The organism is Serratia plymuthica, assembly GCF_018336935.1.
GTDB classification, from domain to species: Bacteria; Pseudomonadota; Gammaproteobacteria; order Enterobacterales; family Enterobacteriaceae; genus Serratia; species Serratia plymuthica_B.
The window spans coordinates 1,902,165-1,920,167 of sequence record NZ_CP068771.1; the positions used below are offsets into that span (position 1 = coordinate 1,902,165).

19 protein-coding genes are annotated in these 18,003 nt (G+C 55.9%); 8 read left to right on the top strand and 11 right to left on the bottom strand.

Annotated features, from left to right (window positions below):
• Nucleotides 1-18: 18 nt before the first annotated feature.
• From JK621_RS09055 to JK621_RS09065, 3 genes are all read left to right on the top strand, one after another.
• Nucleotides 19-660, top strand: a complete 642-nt coding sequence (locus JK621_RS09055; RefSeq protein WP_212559506.1) for a TetR/AcrR family transcriptional regulator — start codon at nt 19-21, stop codon at nt 658-660.
• Between the two features lie 84 nt (nt 661-744).
• The gene (locus tag JK621_RS09060) at nt 745-1,665 is read left to right on the top strand and encodes a LysR family transcriptional regulator (protein WP_212560164.1); all 921 of its coding nucleotides are present in this window, start codon (nt 745-747) and stop codon (nt 1,663-1,665) included.
• A 179-nt stretch (nt 1,666-1,844) separates the two neighbouring features.
• Nucleotides 1,845-2,858, top strand: coding sequence for an alcohol dehydrogenase catalytic domain-containing protein (locus JK621_RS09065; RefSeq protein WP_249337164.1), 1,014 nt, complete (start codon nt 1,845-1,847; stop codon nt 2,856-2,858).
• Nucleotides 2,859-3,036: 178 nt separating this feature from the next.
• Here the strand turns inward: JK621_RS09065 and pckA are convergent, their stop codons facing one another.
• The gene (gene pckA / locus JK621_RS09070) at nt 3,037-4,656 is read right to left on the bottom strand and encodes a phosphoenolpyruvate carboxykinase (ATP) (protein WP_212559508.1); all 1,620 of its coding nucleotides are present in this window, start codon (nt 4,654-4,656) and stop codon (nt 3,037-3,039) included.
• A gap of 491 nt (nt 4,657-5,147) precedes the next feature.
• On the opposite strand from pckA, the gene JK621_RS09075 reads away from it, so the two are divergent.
• A complete protein-coding gene (locus tag JK621_RS09075; protein ID WP_212559509.1) occupies nt 5,148-6,491 on the top strand; it encodes a 2-hydroxycarboxylate transporter family protein in 1,344 nt (447 codons plus the stop codon).
• Nucleotides 6,492-6,669: 178 nt separating this feature from the next.
• Complete coding sequence (locus tag JK621_RS09080; protein WP_212559510.1) at nt 6,670-7,695, top strand: acyltransferase; 1,026 nt, start codon at nt 6,670-6,672, stop codon at nt 7,693-7,695.
• 286 nt (nt 7,696-7,981) lie between these two features.
• Here JK621_RS09080 and JK621_RS09085 read toward each other — a convergent pair whose 3' ends face one another.
• On the bottom strand, nt 7,982-8,191 hold the full coding sequence (locus tag JK621_RS09085) for a hypothetical protein (RefSeq protein WP_004943477.1): 210 nt from the start codon (nt 8,189-8,191) through the stop codon (nt 7,982-7,984).
• Nucleotides 8,192-8,359: 168 nt separating this feature from the next.
• Here JK621_RS09085 and JK621_RS09090 point away from each other — a divergent pair, with 168 nt between their 5' ends.
• Nucleotides 8,360-8,524, top strand: coding sequence for a hypothetical protein (locus JK621_RS09090; protein WP_164713310.1), 165 nt, complete (start codon nt 8,360-8,362; stop codon nt 8,522-8,524).
• A gap of 30 nt (nt 8,525-8,554) precedes the next feature.
• On the opposite strand, the gene yniD is transcribed toward JK621_RS09090, so the two are convergent.
• On the bottom strand, nt 8,555-8,662 hold the full coding sequence (gene yniD, locus JK621_RS25360; protein ID WP_232047434.1) for a small membrane protein YniD: 108 nt from the start codon (nt 8,660-8,662) through the stop codon (nt 8,555-8,557).
• 330 nt (nt 8,663-8,992) lie between these two features.
• Between yniD and JK621_RS09095 the strand changes: the two genes are divergently transcribed.
• Together JK621_RS09095 and JK621_RS09100 are read left to right on the top strand one after the other, a co-directional pair.
• Nucleotides 8,993-9,385 carry an ASCH domain-containing protein gene (locus JK621_RS09095; protein ID WP_126482234.1) on the top strand — a complete coding sequence of 131 codons (393 nt, stop codon included), beginning with the start codon at nt 8,993-8,995 and terminating at the stop codon, nt 9,383-9,385.
• A gap of 1 nt (nt 9,386) precedes the next feature.
• Entirely contained in the window at nt 9,387-9,989 is a 603-nt protein-coding gene (locus JK621_RS09100; RefSeq protein WP_212559511.1) for a C39 family peptidase, read from the top strand.
• 53 nt (nt 9,990-10,042) lie between these two features.
• On the opposite strand, the gene JK621_RS09105 is transcribed toward JK621_RS09100, so the two are convergent.
• The 8 genes from JK621_RS09105 to rsmF all read right to left on the bottom strand — a co-directional run bounded on the left by JK621_RS09105 (nt 10,043) and on the right by rsmF (nt 17,961).
• A complete protein-coding gene (locus JK621_RS09105; protein WP_004943489.1) occupies nt 10,043-10,282 on the bottom strand; it encodes a YebV family protein in 240 nt (79 codons plus the stop codon).
• 137 nt (nt 10,283-10,419) lie between these two features.
• Nucleotides 10,420-11,352 (bottom strand): Csu type fimbrial protein, encoded by a 933-nt coding sequence (locus JK621_RS09110; protein ID WP_212559512.1) that lies wholly within the window; start codon nt 11,350-11,352, stop codon nt 10,420-10,422.
• An 18-nt stretch (nt 11,353-11,370) separates the two neighbouring features.
• A complete protein-coding gene (locus tag JK621_RS09115; protein WP_212559513.1) occupies nt 11,371-13,860 on the bottom strand; it encodes a fimbria/pilus outer membrane usher protein in 2,490 nt (829 codons plus the stop codon).
• A gap of 7 nt (nt 13,861-13,867) precedes the next feature.
• Nucleotides 13,868-14,632, bottom strand: a complete 765-nt coding sequence (locus JK621_RS09120) for a fimbrial biogenesis chaperone (RefSeq protein ID WP_212559514.1) — start codon at nt 14,630-14,632, stop codon at nt 13,868-13,870.
• A 23-nt stretch (nt 14,633-14,655) separates the two neighbouring features.
• Complete coding sequence (locus JK621_RS09125) at nt 14,656-15,204, bottom strand: Csu type fimbrial protein (protein ID WP_212559515.1); 549 nt, start codon at nt 15,202-15,204, stop codon at nt 14,656-14,658.
• Between the two features lie 5 nt (nt 15,205-15,209).
• The gene (locus JK621_RS09130) at nt 15,210-15,713 is read right to left on the bottom strand and encodes a Csu type fimbrial protein (protein WP_212559516.1); all 504 of its coding nucleotides are present in this window, start codon (nt 15,711-15,713) and stop codon (nt 15,210-15,212) included.
• A 2-nt stretch (nt 15,714-15,715) separates the two neighbouring features.
• Nucleotides 15,716-16,255, bottom strand: coding sequence for a Csu type fimbrial protein (locus JK621_RS09135; RefSeq protein WP_212559517.1), 540 nt, complete (start codon nt 16,253-16,255; stop codon nt 15,716-15,718).
• A gap of 269 nt (nt 16,256-16,524) precedes the next feature.
• On the bottom strand, nt 16,525-17,961 hold the full coding sequence (gene rsmF / locus JK621_RS09140) for a 16S rRNA (cytosine(1407)-C(5))-methyltransferase RsmF (protein ID WP_212559518.1): 1,437 nt from the start codon (nt 17,959-17,961) through the stop codon (nt 16,525-16,527).
• Between the last annotated feature and the right edge of the window lie 42 nt (nt 17,962-18,003).

The following is an 18,003-nucleotide window of genomic DNA, read 5'->3' on the forward strand; positions in this document are numbered from 1 at the left end:
CGATTTCGAGGAACCATCATGGCAAATGAGAAGGATGCCGCACCGCGCTCGCGTGGAAGGCCTTCGGCCCCGGAGGCGGAACTGCGCGCGGCGGCGGTCGAGGCCACCCTGGCGCTGTTGCTGACGCAGGGTTATGCCGCCACCACCGTGGACGCGGTGGCGAAACGGGCCGGCATGGCCAAGAAGACCCTGTACCGTTTCGCCGAGAACCGCGATGCGCTGGTGATGCAGGCGATAGCCAGTTGGACCGACGCTTTTCGGCCGGCGTTTGAACAGGATGCGCAGCGGGCGACAGAGGTGCAGCCATTGCTTGAGCAGGGTCTGCGCGCCATTGCGCACCACGTGCTGAGCGTGCAGGCGGTGGGAGTCTTTCGCCTGTTGCAGAGCGAATTCCCTGGGCGGGAAGCCTTGCTGACGGCCTATCAGCGTAACGGCATTGAACGCGGGCGAGCCATTGTGGCGGACTGGCTGCAACGCCAACAGCGGCACGGCTGGTTGCGTGAGTTGGACTGCGCGCAGACCAGCGATCTGCTGCTGGCGATGGTGATGGCCGAACCCTTGCGCCAGATGGCGCTGGGATTGTTGCCGCCGGGCAGCGACATCGACACTCGCATTACGGCGGCGCTGACGCTGGTGCTGCCGGGCTTGGTACGGGATTAGGGAGGGAGCCTCGCATCGTTGTGGCTTTTGCTGAAATATGGCATGTTCATTATTGATATGATCTCACTATTTTCGGCCAGCAAAATGAACAACGCTCACCAATTTAAAAATGGCGATCTGTTTGCCCTGACTGTTTTCCTCGCCGTCGCGACGCATCGCAGTTTTCATGCGGCGGCGGTGGAACTTGAGGTGACGCCATCGGCGATCAGTCATTCAGTGAAAAATCTGGAGCGACGCCTTGCCGTTCGATTGTTCAATCGCACAACGCGCAGCGTATCGCTGACCGACGCGGGAGAGCAGCTTGCGGCTAAACTGCGCCCCGCATTGTCCTCCATCAGCAATGCGTTGCAAGAGGTGGACGATTTTCGCGGGACACCCAGCGGCACTGTGCGGATCAACGCCAGCGAAGGCGCGGTCCGTATGGTTTTACGCCCGCTGTTGGCCCGCTTTCTGGCTGCATACCCGCAGATCCACCTTGATATCGTCTGTGACGGCAAACTCAGCGATATCATTGCCGATGGCTTTGATGCCGGGATCCGTCTGGCCGACGCTGTACCGCAGGATATGGTCGCAATACGCGTCAGCGAACCCGTACGCTTTGCCGTCATCGCCGCGCCCGAGTATTTCGCCGCGCACGGGCGCCCGAAAGTGCCGCAAGATCTGCTGCGCCATCACTGTATCCGCTTCCGTTTCGACAGCGGGGCCATTTATCGCTGGGAGTTCGAACGCCATGGCTTCGTGGAATCGATAAATGTGACCGGCCCACTCACCCTGACCGATCAACCTTTAATGGTCGATGCTGCCATCGACGGTATTGGCATCGCCTTTGTGCCCGATCATTTGGCCATCGAAGCGCTGCGGGAAGGGCGCCTTGAGCGCGTGTTGGATGAGTGGTGCCCGTCATACCCGGGATTGTGCCTCTATTATTCCGGTCATCGTCATGTGTCGAGCGGGCTGAAGGCGTTGATAAGCTGCATTCGCGGCGCGCAACAACAGCCGTCATAACTCGCCTGCGTACTTTTCCTCTGTCCCTTGGATTGATGAATATCATTCACTTTAACAGTGAGACTGGCCTGCATTGTTGCGCTAAGGGGAGTGTTTTACGCTTGCATGGCAAGGCGTCGGAGCATATCGGCGCCTATTAACCGCCATCGCAAAGCAAGGAACCCGCAATGGAAAAGAAGATGAAGGCCGTCGTCATGACGGGCGCCAATCGCCCGTGGGAAGTTTGGCAAGTGCCGATGCCCAAGGCTGAGCCAGGTCAGGTATTGGTAAAAGTGCGTGCTTCAGGAATGTGTTACACCGATGTATGGTCTACGCAAGGCTACGGCGGGGATATCTATCCGCAGACCCCCGGCCATGAAGTGGTGGGCGACGTGGTTGAAGTCGGCGCCGGCGTGCATTCGCGTCAGATTGGCGATCGCGTCGGTACGACATGGGTGCAGTCATCTTGTGGGCGTTGCGCCTATTGTCGCGAGAACCGTCCTTTAACGGGGCAAACTGCGATGAACTGCGTTTCACCGCGTACCACGGGTTTCGTCGCGCAGGGTGGGCATGCCGAATATATCGCCATTGCTGCCGAAGGCACGGTGTTGCTGCCGGATGGACTGCCCTATGTGGATGCCGCGCCTATGATGTGCGCCGGTTATACCACCTGGAGCGGGCTTCGCGACGCCGCGCCGCAACCCCACGAGAAGGTGGCCATTTTGGGCATCGGCGGTCTGGGACACGTCGCGTTGCAGCTATCGAAAGCCTGCGGTTTCGAGACGATCGCCATCACTCATTCACCGGATAAGCACCCTCTGGCGTTGCAACTGGGTGCCGATCGGGTCGTCGAGTCTGGGAAGGCCTTGTTGGAGAGTGGCGGCGCAGATATTTTGCTGGTGACAACCAATGATTTCGATTCCGCTCAGGAAGCGATGACGGGATTGCGAGTTGACGGCCGCGTCGTTCTTTGCGGGTTGGATTTCAGTAAACCCTTTGCTATCTCGTCCGACGGCGTGCCATTCCATATGATGCGCCAAAGGATCATAGGTTCGACGCACGGTGGGCAGCAGTATCTGAGCGAGGTTCTCAATCTCGCGGCGAAAGGTAAAGTGAAACCGATCGTCGAGACTTTCTCGCTGGATCAAGCGCAGGAAGCCTACACGCGGCTGGCCTCTGGGAAAATGCGTTTCCGCGGCGTGTTCGTGCCTTAAGCGGCGCAGACAAGGTGCAATGGACCTGCCAACGCCCGATGAACGTCATTGGGCGTTTTGTATTTTAGCGGCATCTGCGGTCGCCTTGTGTTGCAGATGCCTATCCGTTCCCTGACCCGTTTTTTTGCCTTTGCCATAACAAGGGCGCCTGAAGACGCCCGGATAAAACAGGGCGTGTTTACAGTTTGGGGCCGGCGCTCACCAGCTTTTCGCCTGCCGGCGTCACGGTGTATTTGGCGAAGTTATCGATAAAGCGCTGCGCCAAATCCTGTGCCTTTTCCTGCCATAGCGATTCGTCGGCGTAGGTTTTGCGCGGGTCGAGGATCGAAGGATCGACACCCGGCAGTGCCGTCGGGACCGCCAGGCCGAAAATCGGCAGGGTGAAGGTCTCGGCGTGCTCAATCTCACCGTTCAAAATCGAGTCGATAATGCCGCGCGTGTCCTTGATGGAGATGCGCTTGCCGCTGCCGTTCCAACCGGTATTCACCAGATAGGCCTGGGCACCGGCCGCCTCCATGCGTTTCACCAGCACTTCGGCGTACTGCGTCGGGTGCAGCGTCAGGAACGCGGCGCCGAAACAGGCGGAGAAGGTGGGGGTTGGCGTGGTGATGCCGCGTTCGGTACCGGCCAGCTTGGCGGTAAAGCCGGACAGGAAGTGATACTGGGTTTGTTCCGGCGTCAGGCGAGAAACCGGCGGCAACACCCCGAAGGCATCCGCCGTCAGGAAGATGATCTTCCTGGCATGGCCGGCCTTGGACACCGGCTTGACGATGTTTTCGATGTGGTCGATCGGGTAGGACACGCGGGTATTTTCGGTCTTGCCGGCGTCATCGAAATCAATGCTGCCGTCTGCCAGCACCTGCACGTTTTCCAGCAGCGCATCGCGACGAATGGCCTGATAAATTTCCGGCTCGGCCTGCTGCGAGAGCTTGATGGTCTTCGCATAACAGCCGCCTTCAAAGTTGAACACGCCGTCGTCATCCCAACCGTGTTCGTCGTCACCGATCAACTGGCGCTTGGGATCGGTGGAGAGGGTGGTTTTGCCGGTGCCGGACAGGCCAAAGAATATCGCCACGTCACCCTGTTCGCCGACGTTGGCCGAGCAGTGCATGGAGGCGATGCCTTGCAGCGGCAGCAGGTAGTTCATGATGGAGAACAGACCCTTTTTCATCTCGCCGCCGTACCAGGTGCCGCCGATCAACTGAATGCGTTCGGTCAGGTTGAAGGCGACGAAGTTCTCGGAATGCAGCCCCTGCTGTTGCCAGTCCGGATTGGTGCATTTGGCGCCGTTCATCACCACGAAGTCCGGTTCGAAATCCGCCAGTTCGGCGTCGCTCGGGCGGATAAACATGTTCTTGACGAAGTGCGCCTGCCAGGCCACTTCGGTAATGAAACGCACCTTCAGGCGGGTATCGGCATTGGCGCCGCAGAAGGCGTCCACCACAAACAGGCGTTTGCCGGAGAGCTGATTGCCCACCAGGGTTTTCAGGTGCTGCCAGACTTCCGGCGACAGCGGTTGGTTGTCGTTTTTGCCGGTGCCGTTATCGGACCACCAGACGGTATCGCGCGTGGTGTCGTCACGAACGATGTATTTGTCTTTCGGGGAACGGCCGGTGAATTCGCCGGTATCGACGTTGACCGCGCCAAGCCGGGTCAGCGTACCGCGCTCCAGCGCCGGCAGATCGGCGCGGGTTTCCTCGGTAAACAGTTGTTCGTAACTTGGGTTATAGACGATCTCGGTAGCCTGATGGATACCGTAGCGGGCCAGCGTTTGTGGGGTAACAGCGATTGAAGACATATCTACTTCCTTATCGGTTCTATGTCCGTAGCCTTTCAAGCCGTGGGGGCATTGGCAAGGATGAAAGTCATACGGCATATATTATGTGCCTCACTCCCGCACGGTGCCGCGTGCAGAGAAGAGGCTCGGGTACAGCTGACCGGATTCAGCTAATTACTGCTCCGGTTCTCATTAATAAACGCGCGGATTTTTACTTCCATCTATAGCATAGCAGCGAATTTTCACCTGCTTAATTTAATTACAAAACGCTGACGATAATTAATTAAAATCAACATTGGCTGGGGCTCACAATATTGAATTAACGCAGCGCAATTTAGTTTTGTATTTTTATTTTTTATCATATTGTCTGAGCTGTCTACTGTTTTTTCCATTATTAAAAAACGAAAATACGTAATGAAATTTATGATAAGCAGTTGTTTTTGTTTAATAACGTTCTTCGCATGTGGTTAGGCGAACCGTTCCGCACCGAACACTTGTCAGCAGGGTGAATAATGAAACAGATAAATGCAGAAATAGCCTGTGAGAAAGATACGCCGCTACCTGATTCATCAGGCGTAATTAACCAAATTCGACAAATGGATATCGGCGCGGTTCCGGTCGCGTTGTTTATCACCATTTGCGCCATTGTTACCGTGTCGGCCTACGCCAACTTCTTGCCAAAGAATATGATCGGCGGCCTGGCGGTGATTATGACGCTGGGTTTTGCGCTGGCGCATTTAGGTAAAAGCATTCCCGTATTGCGGGATATTGGCGGCCCGGCCATTTTGTGCCTGATGGTGCCTTCGGTTCTGGTTTACTTCAACGTCTTCCAGCCCAACGTGATGGGCACCGTCCATCTGCTGATGAAAGAAGCCAATCTGCTGTACTTCGTTATCGCCAGTCTGGTGGTGGGCAGCATACTCGGCATGAACCGGGTGATTCTGATCCAAGGCATGATCCGCATGTTCGTGCCTTTGGTGGTCGGGACGGTAACGGCGGTGGCCACCGGGTTGCTGGTAGGCAAGCTGTTTGGCTTTACCTTCTATCACACCTTCTTCTTTATCATCGTGCCGATCATCGGTGGTGGCATAGGTGAAGGCATTTTGCCGCTGTCGCTGGCGTATTCCGCCATTTTGGGATCGACGCCGGACGTTTACGTGGCGCAACTGGCGCCGGCGGCGGTGCTGGGCAATATCTTCGCTATCGTCGCGGCAGGGGTGTTGGCGCGTATCGGCCTGCAACGCAAGGCGTTGAGCGGTGACGGCATGCTGATCCGTTCGGCGCAGGAAAATGCGGTGTTCGCCATCAAGGAAACCAACGGCAATGTCGATTTCCAACTGATGGGCGGCGGGCTGCTGGTGATCTGCGCCTTCTTTATCGTCGGCGGCCTGTTTGAACATATTGTGCATATTCCCGGCCCGGTGCTGATGATTCTGTTTGCCGTGCTGTGCAAATATTGCCGGGTGATCCCGGTCTCGATGGAAACCGGTGCGCACAGTTTTTACAAGTTCGTTTCTACCGCGTTGGTGTGGCCGCTGATGATTGGCCTGGGCATGCTGTATGTGCCGCTGGAAAGCGTGGTGGCGGTGTTCTCCGTGGGCTATGTGGTGGTCTGCGGTTCGGTGGTGTTGTCGATGGGCGTGGTGAGTTTCCTGATTGCGCCTTACCTGAAAATGTACCCGATTGAAGCGGCGATCGTCACCTGCTGCCACAGCGGGCTGGGCGGTACCGGCGACGTGGCGATCCTCTCTGCGTCCAACCGCATGGGGCTGATGCCGTTCGCGCAAATCGCCACGCGGATTGGCGGCGCCTCTACCGTGATTGGCGCGACATTATTGCTGGGTTGGTTAAGGTAGCTTTTCACATCATTGAAAATCTATTAAGCTGGCGTAAGTTTTATGGCGTCAGCTTTGGTTTTGCTTTAAAGCAAAGATACTGCACTTAATGGGTTTTATCTGAAAGTTGATTTATTACTTGATTTATTGACGCCATTTATCTAAAACCGTGTGTTAATTGAATGTATGGTGATAAGTCATGGAACGTAATAACAATCTTGAGCTTCTACGGGTATGCGCATGCGTAATGGTTGTTTTTGTTCATGTATCGAAGTGGGTGATGCCGAGGAGTACATCAGATTCTGAATTTATAATTGGTAATTTAATTAATAGTTTTAGTGTGATTTGCGTTCCTTTGTTTGTTATGATATCTGGGTATTTTGTTCTTAACAATTCACGAAATACAGATGTTAAAGCTTTTTACACTAAAACATTTCTCAATATTGTCGTTCCTGTTCTGGCTTATTCTGTTTTTTATGTGGCATTCTCATTTTTCAAAGTGAAAACCCTGCACGAAGGTTCGGCAAAGGATATCTTATACTCATTGGCAATGGGAAGGCCTTATTACCATCTATGGTATATGTACATGCTTGTTGGATTGTATCTTCTGGTACCTTTTGTTATTAAAGCATTTGATGGTTATGAAAATAAGGTGATTTTGTATGTCTCGGGCTATTTCCTTGCCATGGCAGCGGTTTCATCTGTTTGGTATTATGTTTTTGAAGTTAAAAAGTTTTGGCCGTTGGATTTTGTAACCTATCTTGGGTACTTTTTCTTGGGTATGTACTTAGCCAGGAAGCCTGAGCCGACTGGTCGATACTTTAATCTGGTTGTTTATATTTTAACCTCGGCGTGTATTCTGATACTATCATCAAAAACTTATCACCAATCTACTAATAGTTCTTATTTTTTCTCTTACGTTTCCATCTTGGCTATTATTTCTGCAGTAAGCTTCTTTAATTTTATTAGGTCATTAAAAGTTAATGCCAGTCTAGTGTTATCCTTTTTGTCAAAACACTCTTTCCGAGTTTACCTTATTCATGCCCTCTTCTTGGAAATTGTTTTTTCGATATTTGGTGATGAAACATGGATTCATTCTATTCCTTTGTTTTTCATTCTTGGGATAGCGGGTGCGACCTTGGTTTTATCTTATACATATTCATGGCTAGTAGATCTAATAGGAAAAAATTCCTCATTGGGAGGTAAAGTGGCAAAATTATTGTAACGTCAATGAAAACATATTGAGGCCTTTATAGATTTACGTGATTGGCCTTTAATTTTTACACCTAGTTAATGTGGTGGTTTTTCATCCAATTCATATGCTCTGCTACATTACAGCAGGCCATGGCACTTCTATCGCTAGGTGAAATACAATAAGAACATGTCTTTTTCGAGAAAAACGCGATAATTCCTATTAATTTCATCGGGTCAGCCTGACATAGTAGCGCTCAGAAGGCCGGGCTTGCATACCTCGGGCTTCTGCCGAATCGCCAACCATTCCGGTTGGCGATTCATTTTCCATCTTTCAGCATGTTGATCGCCGCACCGATCAGGATCCGGCGTTCGATGTCGTTGCTTTCAGCCAACTGCCGCGCCAGGTGTTTCGCCAGCGTTTCTACCGATAACACCTCGCCGCGATGGCGCAGTTGCATCACGCTGTCACCAATCAAACGGGCGACCTCATCCCACACGGGTTTTATCTCCTGCTCCGAGAACATCATCGTTTACCTCGGCTGGGTGATTTTTGGTCAATGTAGCAGTTGGGCCTGGCGTTCGCCACTGCACCGGTCGCACAACGCTAAAACCGGAAGCATAAAAAATAAGGCATCAGTGTTTCTTCTGGTTTTTTCGCCCAATACTGACTCTGTCGAATATCTGGAGGGTAGGTGATGAAACTGGTCGATCAACTGGCGGAATATTATCGCCTGAGCCGGCGGGCAGAAGTGCAAAATCGGTTATGCCGTCTGTGGTTGCCGCAGGGGGAGGCGCGAATAACCTATTTGCGGGAGTTGCTGGAGCCGGTGGCTAAAACACCGGGCGAACGGCACAACTGAAACCGGCGCCGGGGTTCGGCCGGGCCGGCGTTAACCGAAGACCATTGCCGCCCAACGCAATAACAACAGGGCGAGGCAGATCAGCAACAGAATCAAAAACATCTTCCAGTGCTTGGTGCGCATGCGTTTGGTGGCCAAGGTGATCTCCTGTTTTGTTGATCAGCTGAAGTACCAGCCGCCGATAACAAAGAGAGCAATCACGACCAGCGCGATGACTTTTAATAAGTCACTGAAGGTGTCATCGGGATCTTTGTCGTCTTCTTTCATTTTACCGCCTGGCTGAGAGCCATGGTGTGAATATCGCTCACAGTATGCCTGTTGTCCTGGGGCAGGCACAGAGATTTACCGTAAAAAACCTGTAAATAGTATGGGTTTGCGCCGCGATGCGGCGAATTCGGCAGGTGCAGGCGGCGGGGAATACGTTGTACTATTCTGTCTGCACAATGATTCATTCAATAAGGTAAGGCAATGGCAGACGCAATTCCGAAGAAATATGAGAACACCGAGCGTTGGGCGTTCGGCAACACCGAGCAGCAGGCTGATGATGTGGTCAAGCTGATCCTCAACGGCACCAAGACCGCCACCTGCTCCAATCTCGACGGGGAAGGCATTCCGCTGGCCGGCGACGTGTTTGTGGTCGTTGACGGTAAAAATGTTCCGGTCTGTGCGGTAGAGCTGACCTCGGTGGAGATGAAAACCTACGATCAGGTTGATGAAGCTCATGCCTATGCCGAAGGGGAAGGCGATCGTTCATTGGCGTACTGGCGTAAAGAGCTGCAGAGTTTCTTTGAAGAGTACGAACTGTTTTCGCCGGATATGACGCTGGTGCTGATGAATTTCAAAGTGATTGAGACTTTCTGATTTGACGAGCGCAGTCCCCTACGTTTGCCAATGGGCGACGCCTGAACTGGCGGCCGATCTGATTGCCGGGCGTGCGACCTTGGCAGATGACGCCAACTGGGCGTGCAGCGGGGCGCGCGATCGGGCGGAATATATCGAATGGGCCAATCACGTTTGCGGTATGGCCTGCCTGAAAATGGTGCTGAGCCACCGTGACGGCGATGCGCCGCCGGTGTTGGAGCTGGCGCGTCGTAGCCTGCCGTACGGCGCCTATGTCCATGAGAGTGAGAACATCAAAGGGCTGATCTACGCGCCTTTTGTCGACTATGTGCGTGAGCAGTTTGCGTTGGACGCCGAGGTGCGGGTCGGCCTCGATGCGGAGGCGTTGCCGCAATTGCTGGCGCAGCGGCGTTATTTCATGGCCTCGGTGCACCCGGGCATTCGTCGTCCCGATCGGGCACCGCCGCAGCGGGGCGGCCACCTGGTGCTGGTCACCGCCGTTGACGCTGATGGCGTAACCTTCCACAATCCTTCCGGCGACAGCCCGGCCACGCGCCAACAGGTGAGGTTGCCGCTGAACATTTTTGACCGTTTCTTCGCCGGTCGCGGTATCGCCATCGCATAAAAAACGCGCCGTGTTTCCTGGAACTCACGGCGCGTTTTTCAGTTCATCGTTATTCATGCCAGCCGCATCACCCAGGCATCGGATTGCCGATCGTAATGCTGCTTAAACAGCAGCGAATGCTTGCCATCCAGCGTCGCCGGAATGCTGGTATGTTCATCCCATCCGTCTAATTGCATGCACAAGTCGGGATCCGACTTGCAGGGAATGGTCAGCGTGCTGGCCTGCTCGGACGAGGAGGACAAATGCGCATCATCAACCTCAAAACTGCCTATTTTCACCACGGTTTTGCCCATTGGAACTCCTTGCTCGATCTGCTGGTATGAGGTATGACCAGTTGAGGCCATCTCTTTGAGCATAGCTAAATGAGCAAAAAATGCCACATAAAAAATACAAACTGGCAACAATCAACGCCAGCGACTAGCGCATGAAGCTAATATTCCACGACAAAGCTGAGATTGTCCTGATAGGTACCGACCGGCCTTTCGGTTTGTGCAGGGTTAATCACCGCCAGATAAGGAATACTTTGCGCCAGCCCCGTTCCTGCGCCGCTTTGCTTGTTGGTGCTGTCCCAGACGGTAGTGGTGTTGGGCAGGTAAATTTGATACTGCATAAAATTGCTGGTGCCGTTTTTCATCTGCCGCCAGCCGGTGACCGGGTTGTTGCCGTTGGTAAAATAGGTGTTGTAACCCTCGGTTTTGGTACAGGTGAGGGTGATGCTCTGGTTCACCGGGTTAAACTGGCCCACCAGCGCCATGCTGCCAAAATTGACGTTCTGCGCGGTGCCAATCAGGCAGTCTTTGGTGATCACGGCGGTAATGGTTACGGTACTGAGCTTGTTGACGCCATCCCACCAGATGCACAAACCGAGCGCGCCCAGGCCGCAGATGTGGTAGTTCCAGGTCAGGTTAACGGTATCGGTGTAGGTGCCGGAGCGCACGTTAGCCCCGGCGGTGGTCCTGACATACAGCGGGAAATTGACGTTGGAGGAGATGAGGATCAGCGACAGCAGGTTCAATGAGCTGTAATCGATGGTTTGCCCGACGCTATACGCGTATTGGTAATTCGAATCGGGGTAAATCAGGTAAGGAATCTGATCGCCGGAGCCGTCGGTATTGGCTATCGCCATATTGTGGGTGGTCGAGGTGATTTTCACCGTTACGGTGTTTTGCGACAGCAGCGACAGACCGAGGCCGGTGCAGTTCAGCCCGGCGGTGCCCTGGGCGCTGATCTGGCCGTTGTAGACGGTAAAAGAGCTGCTGCCCGGCAGCGTCACGCTGCCATTGGTGGTCGCGCAGTCAGCCAGCGCCCGCTGGCTTGCCAACAGCATCAGCGTCAGTAATATCGCTTTGAATCCCCGAATCATATCTTTCTCCATAATGGGTTACTGGCAAACGATCGGCCCGATGCTCTGGATGCCCTGCGTTTTTGTCAGGCTGAACTGCGCCTGACAAGGGGCGCCGCCGTCTGCGGGGATGACGCTCAACCGGTTGTGCTGCTGCACCGGATCCAGATAGGCCATACCGTCCCAGCCCACGTAACTGCGCTGACTGCCGCCGATAACCGCCACTTCACTGCCGTTGGCCAGCGGCTTGCCTTGCGCGTCGACCAGTTTGACGTCTGCGGCGGCGATCTGCTGGACCGGAAAATCGACCAGGAAACCGCTGTGATCGCGGATCGCCACGGTTTTCTCGACGGTAGGAATGGCAACGTCCGCAGGCAGATTGAGCGGGTCGATCTGGAATTTTGCGTGGTAATACGAGGTCACGGTCGGCACCAGCAGATAGCCTTTGGCGTTGGTCACGCCGATCAACTGATTTTCATAGCGCACCGGAATGTCTGGGTAGCCCTGAGTAGAAACCAGCGCGAAGGCGTCGTTGATGGTATTGGTGGCGTACAGATCGCCTTTCATCATGACCAGCGAGCCGCTTATTTCGCCCCAGCGGGTATAGTCGTCGCTGTTGCCGTACATTCCGGCGCGGGTCTCGAGCAGGTGGGTGCGCCAGATCACGTCGGCCTGGCGGTAGCTGCCGCCGTTTTGTCCATCCGCGTAGGCCAGGTTCCAGCCCAGGCCGCCGTCGGTCGGCGCGGCGCGGCTGTAGCTGACGCGTTCGCTCCAGCGGTTGTTGTTGTCGCGGGAGGCGCTGACGCTGGCGGTGCCCCAACTGTCGAAGGGAATGGAGAGCTGTAACTGGGTGCTGTAGCCGCTGCTGCCGATCTCCCGGTTTACCGAGGCATACAGGCTCATATTGCGCCATAACGACAGACTGTAAGAGACGTTGACCAGCCGGGTGCGGGTGCCGATAGCGTCACGCACGTCGAAATAGCCGGCGCCAATGCTGCCGGCGCGGCCAAGGCCGAGGCTGCCGGTGAGTTGATCGGTACGGCGGCTCAGGCGGTAGTCGCTCTTATAAACCGAGATATCGCCAAAGCCGGCACTGCGCAGGATACGCTGGGCGTTGAGGCTGAAATACCGGTTGCTGTAGGTGTAGCCGAAGCTGCTTTGATCGCCCCGGTTGCCGGTGTAGTGGTAGACGGCTTGCGGGTCGGGCTGCGGCAGTGGTTTGCCGGTCAGCGGATCGTAATAGTTTATCTGTCGCGAAGGGTGATAATCGTTAAACGCGTTGTCGCCGGCCTGGCTGTAGCTGTACGACGCATTGAACACGCCCCACTGGCCGAGTTTGATATCGGCGCCTGCGCCACCCACCGCCAGTTCCGCCGCCGCTTCGGCGCGACCCTCCATCGTTAACCAGTTCGTGACGCCGTAACGCCCGCTGCCGCTGGCGACCCACTGGCCATAATCGGCTGAATTCAAACCATAATTTCGGCGCAGGACGCCGCTGGAAAGGCTAAAGTCGCTCATGCCGGCCTGTAACAGGTTGCTGGCGACATAAAACGGCACCAGGGTGCTGACCTGGCGGCCCAGCGCGTCGGTGGTGACCACCCTGGCTTCGCCGGCGCCGTTGATGTAGGGCACCGTATCCAGGGTAAAGGGGCCAGGATTGACGCTGGTGGTGCTGTTTTTATAGCTGTTGATATACAGATCGACGCTGCTGGGCACCGCCGCCTGGCCGGAAAATTGCGGCAGCGGGTAAGTGATCAGGTCCGGGCGTGCGGTAAAGTTACGCGCCAGTTGAACGCCGCCAATGCGCACGGCACTGCTCCAGGGCAGTGAACCTGTGGTGAGATCGCCGGCGGTATAGCTGAGCAGGCGCTCATCATCCGTGTAACGCCACTGGCTGTCGTAGCGAATATAACGGCTCTCCTGGTTATCGCCGGCGGATCCGTTAAAGCTGCCACGGAAGATGCCGGTGTTGGACACCACGCCAAAACCGTCAAACAGCCGTTGTTCGCTCCAGGCTGAAAGATAGCCCGGTTGGCCGTTGGCGTTGCTTTGGCTGGCGTAAAGGTCGTAATTGAACAGCAGGCCGAGGCTGCTTTGCGCCGGCAGGCGATCCAGCGGGTTCTGCGCGTTGAATTTTTGTTTGGGCAGCCAGTCGTTGGGGATGTCGATCAGCAACTGCTGGGTTTCGCCGCTGTAGGTGACATTCACCTGTTTCAACAGGTCGACCGCAATTTCTTTTGCCTGTTTGTCCGCCACCGGCAGGCCGGCGTCGATCAGTTGCTGCGGCGTGAGGTAATAGTGGCCGCCACGGTAGTCCACCGGCACCACTTTGCCGGTCTGGCGGCCGTTGACCACCGGCTCCAGATACAGGGTGGTATCCGGCATGCTGATGGCGCTGGGCGGCGGCGGCAAATCGTCGGCGTGGGCAAGCGGCGCCCACGGGGCGGCCACTGCGCACAGTATGGCGAATGCCAACGGCTTCAGCCCGAATCCGTTGTTCCTGAGTGACGGCGTCCCTGTTAACCGCATGTGAAACTCAGTAAGACGGGAAGGCTATCGGTTGTTTGTTGTCATTGACCGTGGCCTGCAGTTTACCGCTGCTGAAACTGCCTGAAGGCGGCACGGCAAAGCGCATTTGCGCACCGGGCAATACGTAACCCATCAGCCCGGCATTGAGCGTTTTTCCCTGTATCGTCACTTTGGAGATGCGGGCGTGCACAATGCCCTGATTACGGACTTCCAGCCAGCGTTGGCTGCTTTGCTGCAATAGCCGGTAGCTGAGTTGCGGTTGGCTGGCGGTGGCGTAGTCGCGCGGCTTTTCAGAATCCGGCTTGGTCCAGATCCCCTGGCCGCTGACAAACAGCGGTACGGAATAACGCATCTGGAATTTCAGCCCCATCTGGGCACCGGCGGGCGCGGATGCGCTGTCGTTTTCTTTTACCGGCACTTCATCGATCAGAATGCGGTAGGCACGTTCCTGGCCGGCTGGCGGCGGGGTCTGCTTAATCAGCCGGATCAGTTGGCGCTTGCCCGGCGCTATCGACGCGACCGGCGGGCTGGCGATCACCTCGCTCTGGTTACTGTAATCGTCTTTGCCGTCGGTTTGCCGCCAGCCAAGCACCCGAACCTGCATATAGACCGGTTTAGTGTCGCGGTTTTCCAACCACAGCGCCGTTGCGGGCTGTTGATCTTCAATTACCGGATCGATGGGCCAAATCAGAATCGACGCTGCAGCCAGTGCCTGTTGCTGGCCGACAAGCAGCAGCGCTGCCGTCAACGGCAGACGGAAGGGAGTACGCATAGCTAAATCCTTATTCAAAATACTTAATAAGTTACCGTCAGCAAGACCGTATCGTTGTAAGTGCCACTGGTGGGCAGGGTACTGGCCGAAAACAAACGGGCATAAACTTTGATTTCCTGGGTACTGCCGGTGGCGGCGATCACCTGCGCGCCGCCGCCGTTGGCGCCATCGCCCCACAGGGTGGCGTAGTTGTTGTCCTGGTAGAGTTGATAAAGCAGCGTCTCCGTGGTCAGGGTATTTTTTAGTTTGCGCCCTGCGGAGATGGAGCCGGTGACGTTGTTGCCGACGCCGAGCGCCAGCGTGACGCTCAGGCCCGGGTTGCAACGCAACAGCACTGAACCGGCCCCGGCGCTGGATACGATATTGATATTGCTGGCCAACGAAGAGATTTGACCAAAGTTGAGGGTGCCGAAGGTGGTGACATCGCTGTTGCCGCTGCCCAGGACGCAGCCTTTCACTACCGTCGCATTGACGGTAAACGGCGAGCTCTTTTGCAAGTCGTTGACGCCGGTGTCACCGATTGCCGGGGCCGCCGTCATCCCGAGCAGTAGACCGCAGGCTGAAATGCGCATTGCCGTTACCAATTGATGGTCACCTGTACGGTATCGGTGTAGCTGCCGACCGGCGGGGTGGATTGCACCGGGATCATGCCATACACCGGCAACCAGTTATCCTGGCCGTTAGCGGTTTGCGAGACCCCGGTCAGGTTATTCCAAATGACGCTGTGGGCGCTATCGATGTACAGGTTGTAGTTTACCCGTTGGTTGGCGGCGCTTTGCAGGTAGCGGGCTGCGGTGTTGCCGCTTTGCCCGCCGTTGAGCAGCACGTTGTAGCTGGTGCCGTTGTTGCATTTCACGCGGATGGCGCCGGCATTTTGTTGCCCGGCTACGCTGACGGCGGTAGTGAGAAAATACACCGTACCAAAGTTCAGCGAGCCGAAGCTGACGTTGCCCCCCGAGCTGCTGCCGGCTTCGCACGCATTCAGCAAAGTGGCGCTGACGCCAATATTGGCGGTTTTGCTATCGGCATAAACCGCCAGACTTAACGCCAGTAATCCGCAACCGAAAACCGCCTGCCGCACCCTTACCAGGTTACCGTCATCATCACGGTATCGTTATAGGTATCGGCTGCCGGCGTGCTGCCCGCAGCCGGGACGCGGCCGTAGACAATCAGAGGAACTGCCACACCGGTGCCTGTGCCGGTCAGGGCGTTGGCGCCGCTGCCCCAGGCGGTAGCGCGGGCTTGATCCTGATAGAGGTTGTAATTGATAAAGGCGCCGGCGGTGCTGGCCATGCGGCGTTGGCTGCCGGTGGTTACGTGCAGCCCGTTGTCCAATGCGACGGTATAGTCGGTGCCGTCAGTGCAGGTCAGCGACAGCGTGCCTGCGCCGCCGGAACCGGTTGCGCTGGCGTCGATAATATTGGCAAGAGAAGAGTAGGTGCCAAAGCTGATGGAGCCAAAATCATTGACTGAGCCGCTGCTGTTGCCGCCACCCACAACACAACCTGCGCCTATGGTTAACGTCACTCCCAGGTTGCCCTGAATGGTGCCTGCTGCGTGGGCTGCGCCGTTTGCGCACAGCAGGGTTGCTACCGAGGCCAATGCCACCAGAGTTTTTTTCATTTTTTGTTCCTTGCTGTGCCAGAGAGATCCGCAAAGCGCCATCCGGAAAGGCTGAACGCATTAATTTCTTTATAGGTTAATTAATAGAATAGGAATTCGGAATTGTCTTGGTGGGGGGCGAAAAATTTTCTTTATTTTGAAAGGTATCAATATTGCGCAGTCTGGGAAGCGGAAAGGCGTAAATGCAGAATCATTAGAAGGGTAATACTTGCAGTTAGGAATATTATTAACGGTATTAATTGGCCGGGGTTTCCCGGCCAATTAATACATTATTGATGAAAATCCAGTGTACCGTCGCGGACCAGTTCGCGCGGCAGATTGTTTTTGATCCGGCTGCCGATGCGTTTGGCGATACCCAACGGCTGCTGTTGGTAGGTCACTATGCATTCATCGCTTTGCGGCGGCGCTTCCGGATACAGATCGCGGCCGTGATACCACTCTTGCGCCAGCGCGGCATCCAACTCGAAACGCTGCTTGCCGTCGGCGGTGGCCAGCGCGATAACGGCTTCATGCTGCCAGCGGTATCCTTTAGGGAAACTCTCGGCCAGCTTCACCCCAATGCGCGAGAAGCGCACCTTGCTGACCAGCGCCTCCAGTTCGGCAGGGAACAACCAGATCTCTTTATCGCGCGCCCACAGCCGGCTGGTTTCATCCCAGGCGAGACCGGAAGCCGCGGCGGCCTGGCAGATAGCGGCCGAATCCTTGCCGGAAAGCGGGGTGAACGGGAATTTACCCAGTTTGTAGCTCGGTTTCGGCAATGGGGTAACAGAATGGTTCTTGCGCAGCCGCGCCACGAAAAAACCCTCGCTGTCGTAGATCTGCGGGAACACGTGCAGGAAGCCTTCGGCGGTTAGCGCCTTTTCCGCGCCGGGGAACAGCTCACCCAGCGGTTCAATGCTCACCGCATCGCCGTAGGCCGCCAGCAGGCCGTTGACGATTTGCTGATTTTCTTGCGCGTTGAGCGTGCAGGTGGAGTAAACCATGACGCCGCCGGGGGCCAGCGCATGGAAAGCACTGTCGATCAGTTCGCGTTGGGTGGCGGCAATGGCGGTAACGCTTTCCGGTGACCAGTTGCTCATGGCGTCCGGATCTTTGCGCACCACACCTTCGCCGGAACAGGGGGCGTCCAGCAAAATGGCATCGAAACTTTCCGGCAGCGCCGCGCCGAACACCCGGCCGTCAAAGTGGGTCAGCGCCACGTTTTTTACGCCGCAGCGACTGATGTTGGCGTGAAGGACTTTAACCCGGCTGGCGGAGTATTCGTTGGCCACGATACCGCCCCGATTGTTCATCAGCGCGGCAATCTGGGTGGTTTTGGAACCCGGCGCGGCGGCCACGTCCAGTACCCGACGCGGTTTTTCGCGATCGGCGAACAGGGCGCTGACCGGCAGCATCGAACTGGCTTCCTGAATGTAAAACAGGCCGCTCAGGTGCTCCGCCGCGCTGCCGAGCCGCAATTCTTCATCCTCACGCTCGATCCAAAAACCTTCCGCACACCAGGGAATAGGTTCCAATCGCCAGTCATAACCTTGCACCAGCGCCTGAAAGTCGGCAACGCTGATCTTCAACGTATTCACCCGCAGGCTGCGGCGCAGCGGGCGCTGGCAAGCGGCTATAAAATCGTCCATCGACAGTTCGGCGGGCATGACGGCGCGCGTCGCGTCGAGAAAAGCGGGAGGCAAAATAACGGAGGCAGGTTTGGCCACGGGGTGAGCTCTCTGGCAGCAATCAAAATAAGGGCGGGATTC

Bases quoted from the DNA above. Each gene is read 5' to 3' on its own strand.
- JK621_RS09115 (WP_212559513.1), bottom strand. From the start codon at position 13,860: ATGCGGTTAACAGGGACGCCGTCACTCAGGAACAACGGATTCGGGCTG.
- JK621_RS09060 (WP_212560164.1), top strand. From the start codon at position 745: ATGAACAACGCTCACCAATTTAAAAATGGCGATCTGTTTGCCCTGACT.
- JK621_RS09105 (WP_004943489.1), bottom strand. From the start codon at position 10,282: ATGGGCAAAACCGTGGTGAAAATAGGCAGTTTTGAGGTTGATGATGCG.
- JK621_RS09090 (WP_164713310.1), top strand. From the start codon at position 8,360: ATGAAACTGGTCGATCAACTGGCGGAATATTATCGCCTGAGCCGGCGG.
- JK621_RS09135 (WP_212559517.1), bottom strand. From the start codon at position 16,255: ATGAAAAAAACTCTGGTGGCATTGGCCTCGGTAGCAACCCTGCTGTGC.
- JK621_RS09065 (WP_249337164.1), top strand. From the start codon at position 1,845: ATGAAGGCCGTCGTCATGACGGGCGCCAATCGCCCGTGGGAAGTTTGG.
- JK621_RS09085 (WP_004943477.1), bottom strand. From the start codon at position 8,191: ATGATGTTCTCGGAGCAGGAGATAAAACCCGTGTGGGATGAGGTCGCC.
- JK621_RS09055 (WP_212559506.1), top strand. From the start codon at position 19: ATGGCAAATGAGAAGGATGCCGCACCGCGCTCGCGTGGAAGGCCTTCG.
- JK621_RS09080 (WP_212559510.1), top strand. From the start codon at position 6,670: ATGGAACGTAATAACAATCTTGAGCTTCTACGGGTATGCGCATGCGTA.
- pckA (WP_212559508.1), bottom strand. From the start codon at position 4,656: ATGTCTTCAATCGCTGTTACCCCACAAACGCTGGCCCGCTACGGTATC.
- JK621_RS09095 (WP_126482234.1), top strand. From the start codon at position 8,993: ATGGCAGACGCAATTCCGAAGAAATATGAGAACACCGAGCGTTGGGCG.
- JK621_RS09075 (WP_212559509.1), top strand. From the start codon at position 5,148: ATGAAACAGATAAATGCAGAAATAGCCTGTGAGAAAGATACGCCGCTA.
- JK621_RS09125 (WP_212559515.1), bottom strand. From the start codon at position 15,204: ATGCGCATTTCAGCCTGCGGTCTACTGCTCGGGATGACGGCGGCCCCG.
- JK621_RS09120 (WP_212559514.1), bottom strand. From the start codon at position 14,632: ATGCGTACTCCCTTCCGTCTGCCGTTGACGGCAGCGCTGCTGCTTGTC.
- JK621_RS09110 (WP_212559512.1), bottom strand. From the start codon at position 11,352: ATGATTCGGGGATTCAAAGCGATATTACTGACGCTGATGCTGTTGGCA.